13 protein-coding genes and 2 pseudogenes are annotated in these 13392 nt (G+C 44.4%); 11 read left to right on the top strand and 4 right to left on the bottom strand.

Features of this window, described 5'->3' with window-relative positions:
* Positions 1-110: 110 nt before the first annotated feature.
* Positions 111-1094, bottom strand: coding sequence for a transposase (locus Q0Y52_RS18665; protein WP_297824041.1), 984 nt, complete (start codon positions 1092-1094; stop codon positions 111-113).
* A 95-nt stretch (positions 1095-1189) separates the two neighbouring features.
* On the opposite strand from Q0Y52_RS18665, the pseudogene Q0Y52_RS18670 reads away from it, so the two are divergent.
* Positions 1190-1839: pseudogene (locus Q0Y52_RS18670) on the top strand (transposase); the annotation flags it as partial.
* Positions 1840-1937: 98 nt separating this feature from the next.
* Here the strand turns inward: Q0Y52_RS18670 and Q0Y52_RS18675 are convergent.
* Positions 1938-2141, bottom strand: a complete 204-nt coding sequence (locus tag Q0Y52_RS18675) for a hypothetical protein (RefSeq protein WP_297824042.1) — start codon at positions 2139-2141, stop codon at positions 1938-1940.
* 371 nt (positions 2142-2512) lie between these two features.
* Here Q0Y52_RS18675 and Q0Y52_RS18680 point away from each other — a divergent pair, with 371 nt between their 5' ends.
* From Q0Y52_RS18680 to Q0Y52_RS18710, 7 genes are all read left to right on the top strand, one after another.
* Positions 2513-3217, top strand: coding sequence for a sulfotransferase (locus Q0Y52_RS18680; RefSeq protein ID WP_297824043.1), 705 nt, complete (start codon positions 2513-2515; stop codon positions 3215-3217).
* Between the two features lie 13 nt (positions 3218-3230).
* Positions 3231-4220: a glycosyltransferase gene (locus Q0Y52_RS18685; protein WP_297824044.1), complete on the top strand. Its 990-nt coding sequence runs from the start codon at positions 3231-3233 to the stop codon at positions 4218-4220.
* A complete protein-coding gene (locus Q0Y52_RS18690) occupies positions 4220-5182 on the top strand; it encodes a glycosyltransferase (RefSeq protein ID WP_297824045.1) in 963 nt (320 codons plus the stop codon). The genes Q0Y52_RS18685 and Q0Y52_RS18690 overlap by 1 nt, the downstream gene beginning before the upstream one ends.
* A 51-nt stretch (positions 5183-5233) precedes the next feature.
* A complete protein-coding gene (locus tag Q0Y52_RS18695; RefSeq protein WP_297824046.1) occupies positions 5234-6007 on the top strand; it encodes a class I SAM-dependent methyltransferase in 774 nt (257 codons plus the stop codon).
* On the top strand, positions 5988-6440 hold the full coding sequence (locus Q0Y52_RS18700) for a sulfatase-like hydrolase/transferase (protein WP_297824047.1): 453 nt from the start codon (positions 5988-5990) through the stop codon (positions 6438-6440). The genes Q0Y52_RS18695 and Q0Y52_RS18700 overlap by 20 nt, the downstream gene beginning before the upstream one ends.
* A 249-nt stretch (positions 6441-6689) precedes the next feature.
* Positions 6690-7481, top strand: coding sequence for a hypothetical protein (locus Q0Y52_RS18705; protein ID WP_297824048.1), 792 nt, complete (start codon positions 6690-6692; stop codon positions 7479-7481).
* On the top strand, positions 7478-7858 hold the full coding sequence (locus tag Q0Y52_RS18710; RefSeq protein WP_297824049.1) for an FAD-dependent oxidoreductase: 381 nt from the start codon (positions 7478-7480) through the stop codon (positions 7856-7858). The genes Q0Y52_RS18705 and Q0Y52_RS18710 overlap by 4 nt, the downstream gene beginning before the upstream one ends.
* A gap of 414 nt (positions 7859-8272) precedes the next feature.
* Here Q0Y52_RS18710 and Q0Y52_RS18715 read toward each other — a convergent pair whose 3' ends face one another.
* Together Q0Y52_RS18715 and Q0Y52_RS18720 are read right to left on the bottom strand one after the other, a co-directional pair.
* Complete coding sequence (locus Q0Y52_RS18715) at positions 8273-8929, bottom strand: glycosyltransferase (RefSeq protein WP_297824050.1); 657 nt, start codon at positions 8927-8929, stop codon at positions 8273-8275.
* Between the two features lie 40 nt (positions 8930-8969).
* Positions 8970-10126, bottom strand: a protein-coding gene (locus Q0Y52_RS18720) for an IS3 family transposase (protein ID WP_297821270.1) whose coding sequence is annotated in 2 segments (ribosomal slippage) — positions 8970-9880 and positions 9880-10126 — 1158 coding nt in all. Because the reading frame shifts where the segments join, the coding sequence is not laid out codon by codon here.
* 903 nt (positions 10127-11029) lie between these two features.
* Here Q0Y52_RS18720 and Q0Y52_RS18725 point away from each other — a divergent pair.
* The 3 genes and pseudogenes from Q0Y52_RS18725 to Q0Y52_RS18735 all read left to right on the top strand — a co-directional run.
* Positions 11030-11326, top strand: a pseudogene (locus Q0Y52_RS18725) (MerC domain-containing protein); the annotation flags it as partial.
* 52 nt (positions 11327-11378) lie between these two features.
* Positions 11379-12608 carry a zinc metallochaperone GTPase ZigA gene (zigA, locus tag Q0Y52_RS18730; protein WP_297824051.1) on the top strand — a complete coding sequence of 410 codons (1230 nt, stop codon included), beginning with the start codon at positions 11379-11381 and terminating at the stop codon, positions 12606-12608.
* 35 nt (positions 12609-12643) lie between these two features.
* Positions 12644-13234: a DUF1826 domain-containing protein gene (locus tag Q0Y52_RS18735; RefSeq protein ID WP_297824052.1), complete on the top strand. Its 591-nt coding sequence runs from the start codon at positions 12644-12646 to the stop codon at positions 13232-13234.
* The last annotated feature ends 158 nt before the right edge of the window (positions 13235-13392 follow it).

Genomic DNA, 13392 nt, shown 5'->3' on the forward strand with positions numbered 1-13392 from the left:
CTCACACCTCGAACCTGACCCCGCAGTTCACTGAGTTCGCAGATGTGACTGGGCACCATCATTGGATGGTGAAGGATTTGGGTACTTACTTTTGGATTGTGTTGCTTGTCTTAAGCGCGTTTGAATAAGACGTTTGCCCTGCCCATACCCCGCAATCGCTGATGTTTGGTATGGCGTTTGAATTCCTTCATCATTAGTTCTGCTCCTGCGGCGTAGCAAAAGTGTTTTTCAAATTCAGTGGTCAGGGTAAGCCATTGTTCATCACTTAAACCTAAGCGGGTTAAAATTGGGCTGTGCTCAGGAGTGATATATCCTGCTTTGTCTTCTCGAATACACCTTCCTGTGCTCTCTACCAGTTCACAGTAATCTTTAAGGCAAAAAGCGATACCCTTGAGCATGTTTTGTCTGGGGTTTCCCACAAAGGGCATGAGTTGTCTGGGTTGACGTTTTTTGCTTTTAACTGCCTGTGTACGTTTTTTGATGCTGGTGTGTTTTGAGGTTTCTGGCGTGCTTTCCATTTTCGCGCGAATAGGGTTCAAATCAACATAGGCCATACACGCCAATACCGCACTTTCATCTAATAGGGCTTGTGATTTAAACCGACCTTCCCAGAATCTGCCCGTACAGCCGTCCTCTTTATTGGCTTCACGGGCTATGTATTCATTCAGGTTGCGCATGAACCAACTGATCTCGTACAGCCTTGCTCGATATACCTCAACCGTTTCTTCAAACGTAATCCGCTCACCGGGGCTAAGCTCTTCACCTCGCAGGTATTTTTGTGTCAACAAGGTGCCTTTATGCAGCTTATGATAACGTCTTAACACCTCATCAATAAGCCAGTGCTCCGCCTTGTCTTTATCCACACACACCACTACATGGGTATGATTGCTCATCACCGCATAGGCACAAATATCAATAGCAAACACCGACGACAACATTAACAACCGGTCTTCGACCCAAGCTCGGCGATGCTCGTAACTTTGACCGGAATATGTATCCACACCACACAAAAATGAACGACGTACACAGCGGGAAACACAATGGTAATAAGGCGTATCAATTAAACTGACTTGGCTTTGACGAGGTTGAGGCATAAATCACCCTTTTGGTTAAAAATCATACAGCACGGATAAAGTATAGTGCTGTATGAAAGTTAGTCAAATTATCTTGGGTGTCTTGGTAAGTATTAATCCAAGGGTATTCCATTACTTATCGCATCGCTACAGGCAAACAGCAAGGACGAAAGGTCTTTACCTTGCAAACCATTGCACCTATGGCAGAGCAGGGGCTTGCGTCAGGCTGTGCCGCAAATGTGGCAGGCTTCAGTCTCCATGCAGGTGTCATGAGCAACGCACAGGATAGGGGTAAACTCGAAAGGTTGTGCCGTTGCTTATTGTGAAGAGAGTCCCGCTCTGCGGTATCAGAAAAAAGGTTGGCAATGACGACTTACGGTAAGGTTCGTTACCAACTAAAAACACCCTACCATGACGGCACCACCGGTGACCGGCGCAGTCATGTCATCTTTGAACCGCTGGATTTTATTGCCCGTTTAGCGGCACTGGTGCCCAAACCCAGAGTTAACCTGACGCGTTTTCATGGTGTGTTTGTGCGGGGCGGCCCTCGCGGGGTGGCCCACCACCAAACAGTCGGCACCGCGTGACAATAACACCCGCCTTACGAAATAAGGCAAAAAAAGCATTACCGACAGGGCAGGAAAAAACACGGGCACAAAAGCACCAGTCGATGACCTGGGCGCAAAGACTTAAACGGGTTTTTAACATCGGCATTGAAACGTGTGAGCAATGCGGTGGTGCGGTTAAGGTTATAGCGAGCATTGACAAATCGGCAGGAAAGCCGATTTGCACAGCGCATGCTGCCCGCAAGGGTTAGGCACAGGGATGTGCCTAATGCACATCCATTGGTGATCCAAAAGATACTTAGTCACCTGAATACAAAAAATGACGTTGTCGTCGAGCTATTGCCCCCACAAAGTCGAGCACCGCCTCAGATAAGCCTGTTTGAATAAAAGAAATAAAAGCAATATTCAAAATCTGGTTTGCACAACAGCGGGAGGCGCTTGTCTTGAATTCTGAATTAAGTAGAAAGGGTTGATTAATTGACGAAAAATAGCCGACTTTCACTCCCTTAAGAATATAAAATAGATGTCAATATGGAAAATATGAGGTATCATGTATTTTCATTTTATGAAAAATGATGTTTTATTTAACCTATACTCTCAGAAGTGGCAAAATAACGGTTCAACCATTGGGTTCTGGTCGAAATAGATTCAGATGCACACCTGCTGCGTGGGCTTTGCCGGGCATCCTCTTACTTTTTTGGGTTGCACCTTGGCGTTAAGAAAAGCGAGAGTTGGAGTGCGTATTGATCTAATAATAGCCGTCCGCTAGTTGGGGGGTATTCTAGGCAATCTGCTGCGATGGCTTTATACTGAATCGCCCTGTGATTGAGGGGCCTTCCTCCTTAGTGAGTTTCCAAGAAGAATTTTGAGTTTATGGATAGTACAGGCCGATTAATATGTATCTTGGGTATGCACCGAAGCGGTACAAGCTGCGTAACAGGCTCGCTGCAGCAGGCGGGGCTATTTCTTGGCGACTGCCATACCTGGAATCCACACAATATAAAGGGCAACAGGGAAAATCAGGATTTTGTCAATTTGAATGACGCAGTGCTTGCGGCCAATGGCGGGGCCTGGGACAAACCGCCAAAAAAATCAATTTGGCTGCCAGAGCAGCTGAGCAGGGCGCAGGCGCTGCTCCAGCAGAACATTGGGGAAGAACCTCTGGGGTTTAAAGACCCCAGAACACTGCTCGTTGTGGATGGATGGAAGCAGGTTTTCCCCAAAATTGAGTTCATAGGGGTCGTGCGCCACCCCAATGCCGTGGCCCTATCCCTGCAAAATAGAAGTGATATGCCCTCTGAGAGATCATTATCCTTGTGGTACGCCTATAATCGCGTTCTACTGTCGGAATATAGTAAGAAGGTATTTCCCATTCTCTGTTTTGACGAAGATGAGAGTGTCTTCCACCATAAACTTGATCAACTTGTCAGTGGGTTTGGGCTGAACAGCGGGCCCGCGGAGAAGCGGTTCTATGATGAGCAACTCAGGACGTCAAATAGCAGCGAGCAGCAACTGGGAAAGGCTCTGCCCTGGAAAGTTAAACACCTGTATAAACGCCTACTCAAGCGTTGTTTATAAAGTGGTAGCGTAGATGTTAGATCGGGTAAAACGTGTTTTTTCAAAAACAGAAGACTCTGTAATACGGCCTGTTCTCAGTATCGTTATGGTGGTCTACGATATGCCCACCCAGGCGAAAAATACTCTGATTTCACTCAGCACGGGCTATCAACAAGATGTTTCTATTGATGACTTTGAGGTCATCGTTGTTGAAAATGAGTCTTCAAACTTAATCAATGATCAGTTCATAGAGTCCCTCCCGCGCAATGTTCACTACCACAAACGGCTGGAGACACAGCCAACGCCAGTGCATGCAATCAATTATGGGGCGTCCATCGCTACGGGTGACTATATCTGCCTGATGATCGATGGTGCCCGCATGCTCACGCCAGGCGTGATAAAAAACCTATTGTTAGGGCATAGGCTGGCAGAGCAGAGCGTAGTGTCTATTCCCGGATATCACTTGGGTGAACAGTTACAGCAGGAGAGTGTCAATTCGGGCTACGGTCTAGAAACTGAGCTGAATTTAATGCGCGAAATTGCCTGGCCGGCCGATGGCTATCGCCTGTTTGATATCGCTTGTTTTAGTGGTTCATCGGCGTCAGGCTTCTTCTTGCCCAACAGTGAGAGTAATTGTATCAGCGTGCCCAGAGGGCTGTGGCCTGAGCTGGGGGGCTATGACGCGCAATTTGATTTGCGTGGCGGCGGGCTAGTAAATTTGGATTTTTATAAACGGGCCTGCGAATACCCCGGAGTGCAGCATGTCATCATTCCTGGTGAGGGAACATTTCACCAGTTTCATGGTGGCGTGACCACAGGCGGCGAAGAGAGCTCAGTACGAACGGCCTATATTGAAGCCAGTAAAGAGCAGTATCGGGAGCTGCGCGGGGAGGAATATTCAAGCCCTCTGTCACATCCAATATATTTGGGCCAGCTACCAGAGCAATCGCAAAAGTTTTTGCATTTCTCTTCAGGAAAATGGCTGAGTTCACGAGGGGAGAAACCGCTGCAGGAATTTAACTGATGGGGCCCTCCGCTCAGCCTTTGCTGTCGGTTATCGTTATTGGCTTCAAGATGCCGGAACAACTCGCTCAAACGTTGTATACCCTTTCCAGCGCCTATCAGATGGGAGTCTCCGAACAGGACTACGAAGTTGTTGTTGTTGAAAACTCATCCAGCGACAATTTCGATGAGTCAATTTTGCCAGAATTGGGCAACAATTTTCATTTCTTCCGCCGGGAGGAGAGCGCGCACACACCGGTGCCGGCCATAAATTTTGCATTTGAGAAGTGCCGGGGTGCATCAATAGGCTTGATGATAGACGGCGCTCGCATGTTGACCCCGCGAGTCATCCAGTATGTATTGATGAGTCAGCGCATTTCGTCTCATTTTTTCACCATTGTTCCAGGCTATCATCTGGGGGAGCAAGGCCAGCACCTCAATGTGAGTAGTGGCTACGATGAGCAGGCTGAAAAGGAACTTCTCAAGTCGACAAACTGGAAGGAAAATGGCTATGAACTATTTTCCATTGCGGATATTAGTGGTGCGAACCCCCATGGTTATCTACAGCCTATTATGGAATGTAACTGTATGTTCGCCCCGGCAGAGAGCTTTAAGAAGATAGCGTATGCTGATGAGCGCTTTACACTGCGCGGGGGCGGTGCCATCAATCTTCATATGTTTAGAAGTTTGGGTCTGCTGGAAGGTAGTACGCTTATAGTGCTGCCCGGCGAGGGTTCGTTCCATCAGTATCACGGTGGCGTTACCACCTCTGAGTATCAAGGGCTGGAGCAAGAACACGCATCCCACAGTGTTCAGTTGCAGGATATCTGGCAGGGAGATTTTCATAGTCTGCGAAGAGAGCCTATTCTGCTCGGGGCGGTAACACCCTGGGCACAACCGTATCTGCAGTTTTCGTCAGAGCGATCAACGAGACGTTACAAACGCCTGGATTCTCGGGGCGAGGCTCTGTGGCAAGATGATTGAAATTCGAGTTTCGCCCAAACATTTTAAAATTAGAACTATCAGGAAATCCTCATGACCGGACAAATTTATTTACCCCCTTCCTTAAGAGGGTTTGAGCCAAAGAGAATGGTTTTTAGCACCTGGGTAGATCACCTGCCATTTGCCTATGATTTAGTGGAGACCATCCGGCCAAAGCTAGTGGTGGAGCTGGGTGCCTATAATGGCTTGTCTTTCTTTGCATTTTGTCAGTCGATGTTGGAAAACAATATTGATGGTGTGGCCTATGCGGTCGATTGTTGGGAGGGCGACAAGCACACGGACGCCTACGATGACTCCATTTATAAAGATGTTCAGAACCATGCGCGGGAGCACTATCGGGGCTTTACCTATTTGCTGAAGATGTTTTTTAACGAAGCATTACAGCATTTTGATGATGACAGCATCGATCTTTTGCATATTGATGGCCTGCATACCTATGACGCAGTTAAAGAAGACTTCACCAATTGGTATCCAAAGGTGAAGCCCGGCGGTATTATCCTGTTTCATGATGTGATGGCGAAGATAAAAGATTTTGGCGTGTGGAAATACTTTGAGGAACTGGAGGGCCAGCACGACGAGGTGTTCAAGTTCTACCATGGCTTTGGTCTCGGAGCTATTAGAAAGCCGGGTGGTGATAGAGAACCAAATCAGCTGCTGGACATTATGTTTTCAAAAGATGAAGAGGACCAGAATGATCTTCGAAAGTTTTACACCCATGCCAGCCATTTTCTGGAGGCGAAGCGTCAGGTAAAACGGTTTAAGCCGAAAGAGACAGAGGGAAAGCAGGGTGGTCAGGGGAAATCTTGAGTACAAGAGTGTTTTGTTAGGTCTTCCTAGCTATAGGCTTTGGCTGTGCCTTGTTGTCGGTCCGTTGTTGCACGCCTGCGCACCGGCACCGAGCCCTGAGCCACATCGTGACGCCAAACCCAATATCGTCCTGATTTTAATCGATGACATGGGCTTTAATGATCTTGGCGCAAACGGCAATACCAGTGTTCGAACACCGAACCTGGACGCCCTGGCGACGCAGGGCGTACTGTTTACCCGGCACTATGTAGACAGTACATGCTCGCCAACCAGGATAGGAGTGATGACCGGGAACGAACCCATCGTCCATGGCTTTACCCCCAATGGTCGCGGGATTTCTCCTGAGGTAGTCACATTGCCCGAAGCTCTGCAGGCCGTTGAATTATTGCCCCCACAAAGTCGAGCACCGCCTCAGATAAGTCTGTTTGAATAAAAGCCGTTCCATCATAAGAAAAACTGGTTTGCACAACAGCGGGATGCGCTTGTCTTGAATTCTGAATTACGTAGAAACAGTTGATTAATCGACGAAAAATAACCGACTTTCACTCCCTTAAGAATATAAAATAGATGTCAATATGGAAAACGTGAGGCATCATGTATTTTTTTTAGGAAAAATGACGTTTTATTTTACCTATACTCCCAAACATAAGGTATTTGAGGGTAATCACCAGGAGATTCTGGAATGGCTTTCACACAACAAATCAACTTAAGTCGACCAAGCCAAATCGCGTTAACCGCATTGATCTGTTCTGCGGTTGCGTTTAATTGGCTGCCCACTTTTGATGTTTTTGCGCAGCAATACTTAACAGACACTATTAGTAGTAACGCGATTGTATTTACCGTTGTGCGCACACTCAATGGCGTTATTTCAGTGGTTCAATCCGCTGAACTCAGTGTCGGCGTTGCCAGTGTAAATCTGGGTGAGATATTCGATCCGATAAACGACTTAATTGAGCGCTTCTCTGGCCTACTATTAATCTCATTAACCGCTTTGGGCATTCAACAAGTTATTTTACTCTTAACCACCTCCAGCGCGCTCAAAATCATCTTCAGCATCTATGCTGCGATTGTTTTATTTTTGCTCTGGCGGCCTAATGTCTACAACCGTTCAATTATTAACGTAGGTTTGGTTATTTTAGTGCTACGCTTTTTACTGAATATAGAGGTCAGCCTGGTTTGGCTATTTGACTGGCTCTATTTCAATGCCACCGGTGCTGAAGCGCTCACCGTGTTGGAGGCCAGCACGCAAGTCATTGAAAACATAAAAACGTCGATTACAGAAATCGACATCGGTAAGTTCATATTTGGTGACGATGCTCCGGTAGTCGACAGTGAAGGCATTAGCAGTCAAATCGCGACGTCGGTGGTGACATTGATTGTCGGTATTTTATTTAAAAGTATGATCATTCCGATTGGCTCAATTTGGCTCGGCTACAAAATTTGTTATCACACTCTGATGAGGCATTCTTCTTGAACGAAAGAGACCTGGTATTTATCGGCGGCGGCCATACTCATGCATTGGTGTTGCGAATGTTAGCCATGAAGCCAATTGCCAATGTACGGCTGACGCTAATTTCCGATACCCGTCTCACACCCTATTCCGGCATGTTGCCGGGTTTCATCAGTGGCCATTACACAAAAGCACAAACGCATATCGACCTAAACAAGCTGGCGCAAGCCGGTAATATTCGCTTTATTCATGGCCGTGTCACAGGGCTCGATTTACAACATAAGCTTATTCACCTGAATAACCACCCGGATATCGAATACGACAAGGTGTCGATTAATGTTGGTTCCAGGCCTAACTTAACGGTACCCGGCAGCAATGCGGTGGTGCAGTTAAGGTTATAGCGAGCATCGAAGATCCATTGGTGATCCAAAATATACTCAGTCATCTGAATACAAAAAATGACGAAGTCGTTGAATTATTGCCCCCACAAAGTCGAGCACCGCCTCAGATAAGTCTGTTTGAATAAAAGCCGTTCATCATCATAAGTAATGAAGAATTACATGGGATCCTTCGAGCAGATATTCTCGCATTATGGATTCCTTGCCCATATATCGCACGAACTACTAAACCTGATAGCAAAACAGAATATAAGCAACATAAGCGACGATGAGACACGGGAAAGCAGCCATATCTATTCAAGACAGACATCAAAATGGAAGGAATATTTTTCACCTCACCATAAGGCGCTGTTCAAAGATATGTTTGGTGATGCATTGGTAAAACTTGGCTATGAGGAGGATAACAACTGGTAACAATTACCACGTTTTTGTAAATTTATGTTCTCCGTACACATTTTTTCTTGTTTTGTAATCATCGCCGATATCGATGCCTTTCTCTTCATGCCCCCTGGGAAAGAAGTAAGCACCAAATGGAAGAATCCTGACATCGTCGAATCTTATTTCTCCTAGTACCCGGGTAACAAAGCGTGGTCCGGTATGTACAGGTGGCCCAGCTACCAAGTTACGTTCATCCTTTAATCTGTTTATCGCATGTTCCCAGAAGATATGACCCGGTGAAGATATCATTACTGCATTCGTGACTCTTGGAATTGTAGCGTTATTTTGTTGCAGATATATATTGGCACCTTCTATAAAAAGGCTGTCAAGTGGCTGGAAGCACTCAAAATCCAGATCAACATACATACCGCCATATCGATAAAGAAGAAAATATCTGAAGGCGTCAATCTTTTTTATATGTTGGTCATAGCTGTTAACCATCTCCAGATGTTCCGGGTAAAATTCCTCCATAAATTGATTGATATCATTGTCAGTATAAAACCTGAATTCCCATGACGGATTATACTTCTCCCAGGAATCAACCCATTCTTTCTTAAAGATACTGTCAGGTATATCCTTATCTTTCCATGTGCGGTGAATGATTTTAGGGATATTAAAAATTCTGGAAGGGGACATAAAAACTAACCTGCACGAAGTATAATAACGGTTGTTCTGGTCAAGTCCAACCGGACACTTTTCTAAAGGAGTTTTCAAATTCAATTGGCGATTGATCCAAATTAGCTGAATGTAGTCGCTCAACATTATAATATTTCATGTACCTAGCAACATCTTCTCGCATATGTGTTCGAGTGGGCTGCGGTACTTTAAACAACCAATCATGCTTTAAACTTCCAAAGAAGCGCTCCACAACAGCATTATCCCAGCAAGCTCCAACATCCCCCATACTAGCTCGACAACCTAATCGCGACAGTAGATTTCTAAAGCCTTTACTCGTGTACTGAGAGCCTCTGTCACTGTGAACCACCAAACCTTTTGGTGGTTTGCGTAAGTTATGAGCCTTTATCAGCGCTTGCTCGACCAAATCACGCGTCATGCGTTTTGATATATGCCAGCCCACAATACGGCGTGAGTACAAATCCATGACAATTGCTAGATATAACCAGCCCTCACCAGTCTTTAAATAGGACACATCACCCGCCCAAATTTGATTGGGTCCAACAGGATTGAAATTCATATTTAGCAAGTTGTCAGCCACAGCATCACTGTGTTTGCGCTTGGTTGTCACTTTATAAGCTATTCGCTGAGTCACAACTAATTTAAGCCGTTCCATTAACTTAATGGCGCGATACCGCGTTATTTCAAAGCCTTCTTTGCGTAGTGCTTTAGCAAGCTCTCTGCTGCCTAAACTGTTTCGACTTGCCTTGAATAATGCTTTGGCTCGTCGATACAGTCTTAGCGTTTGAGCGCTAATGAGTTCACCAGGTTTTTTTAGCCATGCGTAGTATGCTGACGAACTCACTTCCATCACTTTACAAGCAACTGACACCGGATACTTCGCATCAAGCTCACTTATAAAAGAATATCTTACTTCATTTCTTTCGCGAAGAAGGCACTGGCCTTTTTTAGGATTTCACGCTCCATTTGTAGACGTTTACTATCTTTCCTGAGCTGAATTAACTCTGCCCGTTCATCACCAGATAATGCATCACCTAGTGCCTGTTTCTTATGCTTAGCTACCCAGTTGTAAAGTAGTTTGTCTGTCACACCTAAAGATGCAGCAGCTTGTACGATTGGATAGTCTTGCTCTATTACCAGAGCGACCGCTTCTTGTTTAAATTCTGCGGGATAATGTTTATTTGTTCGTTTAGTCATATTCACCTCAATTAACAGGATTATAATCCTTTATTGAAGTGTCCGGTTAATTCAACCACAACACCATTTACCTAAAACATATAAAATGATTGCTTCTGCTTATCAAGAGTTTCCTGGCAATCAACTAGCACTAGAATGTGGTGATGATGGCAGTGAGATCAGAGTTATTACTGAAACAACAACTTTTAAGAAAGTAAAATGGCTTTTTAATCTATTGGATTTACGGTGCTCGAAACAATACCAAAAAGATAAACGAGGCATGTGGTTCGAGGTGCATAATCTCCCAAACTGCTGAAACGCCAAGTCGTATTGAAATCCAGCTAAGGCACTAGGTGCATCAAAACGCCATAGAAGTACGAAATAAAATTAAATGTTTTATTCAAAATAATAGATAAAAAAGCCTGAATATTACTATCCGGGTTCTCGTTTAAGTGGTTCGAGCTTTCTTAGAATAAAATGTAAATCCTATTACATTATGCCTCCCATAGACCGCTTATCTATATGTTCTTATTGCTCGTTTTAACGAGTGCGAATAAAGGTACCCCAACTTATACCCCCCACTAATTTATGATTCGATTTTGTGAATATTATTTATACAACAAAATTACAGTCCATTTTTGTCTCTGCTTCTTAGATACCGGTTGGTCCACAAACACCGTCGTAATCAAAGCACCAGTAAATCGCATAATTACTTTCATATTCATAGCATACCTTTTTATCTTTACTTTGGACCTTCTCTAAACGCACAAGGACTGTTTTGAATAATTTTGTATTGCACCGCGTTTTAATGAGATGTTATATTATAACAATAATTTAATTAACCTAAGAATACTCGTTATTTATGAAAGACAAATTCGGCATTTTTTCGCCTTCTTGTGCCTGTGTCTTTGATTACTCACCCCAGTACTCATTTTGGTAATGGGGACCAATATTCTTTTAGGTCACTTAGAAGCGGAATGGGTGCATAGGCTCCTGTTGTTTCCAGTGTTTGTCATTGCGCTAAGTAGCATACCCGGGCGCTGGCTGGTAACGCGAAATCAGTGGCTACTGATACTGACTGGTAGCGGTTTTGTCACAATCATTTCTGCACAATTTAATCATGGCGCAAATGAAGTTTCGCTAACAGTGCTGGGTTCGATTTGTCTTATCGGCGCGCATTTTCTTAGTCAAACCTTAGTAAGGCATAAAGCGGCTCATTAGGTACATGTGCTGTCACCCTATTTTGTAACGAATATTACCAACGAGAATATATATGAACGAAGCTATTCACACTTCTACAGATGACAGTCGCTTACCCGTGACCTTGCTATCCGGGTATTTAGGCGCAGGTAAAACTACGGTGCTTAACGCCATACTCAATAATAGGCAAGATATCCGCGTTGCGGTGATTGTAAATGATATGAGCGAGGTCAATGTAGACGCTGCTCACATCAGCAACGAAGTCAGTCTCAATCGCACAGATGAAAAGCTTATTGAAATGAGTAATGGCTGTATCTGCTGCACGCTCAGAGAAGACTTATTATTAGAAATCAATGCTCTCGCCGCACAAAACCGATTTGATTATTTGTTGATAGAATCTACTGGGATCTCTGAACCCTTGCCAGTGGCTGAAACATTCACCTTTGAAGATGAAGACGGCAACAACTTGGCAAAGGTAGCTAGGCTCGACACACTGGTTACTGTGGTAGACGGCGCAAATTTTTTAAGTGACTTTCAAGAAGCCAAAGATCTTTGTGACACGCAAGAATCCTTAGGTGAGGATGATGAGCGAAGTGTCGCCGATCTGCTCATTGACCAAATTGAATTTTGTAACGTCATTTTGATCAGCAAAACTGATCTGATTTCTGAGCAGCAACTACATGAAGTCAAGGCAACATTATTCTCACTCAACCCTGATGCGAAGATTATTCCTATTTCAAATGGCAAAATTGCCATAGACGAAGTGTTAAACACACAGTTATTTAATTATGAGAAGGCACAGCAATCACCTGGTTGGTTAAAAGAGTTACGCGGCGAACACATACCAGAAACCGAACAGTTTGGTATCAGTAGCTTTGTATACCGAGCGAGGCGTCCTTTTCATCCTAATAAATTTTTCGAGTTCCTACATCAAGAGTGGCCAACGGGTAAGCTCATTCGCTCCAAGGGATTCTTTTGGCTCGCCACCAGACCTATGCTAGCAGGACAATGGAGTCAAGCCGGCGGCATCGCTAGATATGGTGCTGCAGGACTTTTTTGGAAGGCAATACCCAAACCCGATTGGCCAGACGATACAGCCTCCCTTGAAGCCATTGATTCACTGTGGGAGGAACCTTTCGGTGATATGCGCCAAGAACTGGTTTTTATTGGTCAAGGTTTAAACCAATCGCAGATCCAAACAGCGCTTGATGAATGTTTATTGTCGCAAGAAGAAATGTTGCAAGGCCAAAAAGCTTGGCGACGTTTGCCAGACCCATTTCCAATATGGGAAATCGAAGGATGATTGCTGTTCAACCCGAACTAAATTCAAGCACTTACATGTCAGATCACCATGATGTTTTTACACATTTCTTTGCCGAGCATATTAATGTATGCGGGTGGCAACGAAAGCTTTCTCAGTCTGTAAATGAGTACTCTACATCACTTGCCGAACATCAAATTAAAGTGGTAAGGGAAATCTCTCCAGAAGAGGTATTTTCTGAATTTAACAGCCTATTACCAGACTCACCATACAAACATGACTTTCTAGAAGACGTGCAGTTATTGTCAGATATGATGTGTTGCATATTTGATTGTAAGTCTGTGGGCTTAAGATTAATAACGCTCGACCATGCAATGTGCCCCAAATTTCATACTGATAAAATTAGCGGCCGACTTATTTGCACTTATATGGGTAAAGGTACCCAATGGTTGCCACATATTGCTAAGGGTGGTCTTGAATCATTAAACCAAACAAAAGCACTTAGCCAAATGGAAGATAAATGTTCAATATTGAGTGCTAAACAAGGTGATGTGCTGTTGCTGAAAGGGGATGCTTGGCCAAAAAACGAAGGCAGAGGAGCAATACATCGTTCTCCACCCAATTCATTAATCCAAAAAAGAGTCCTGTTGACATTAGATCCAATGTGAAAACACGACGAATAGATATCCCAGAGGAAACACAATAATATGGATAAGACTTTATTGAATTGACTATATTGCAATAGGAGGTCTTTAGGCCTAGTTGCGATAGCTATTTGCATCATTGCGTGGACCCAGAGCTAACTAGACTTGGTCTATGTTTGCCC

The organism is uncultured Paraglaciecola sp. (assembly GCF_943787955.1).
Classification (GTDB): domain Bacteria; phylum Pseudomonadota; class Gammaproteobacteria; order Enterobacterales; family Alteromonadaceae; genus Paraglaciecola.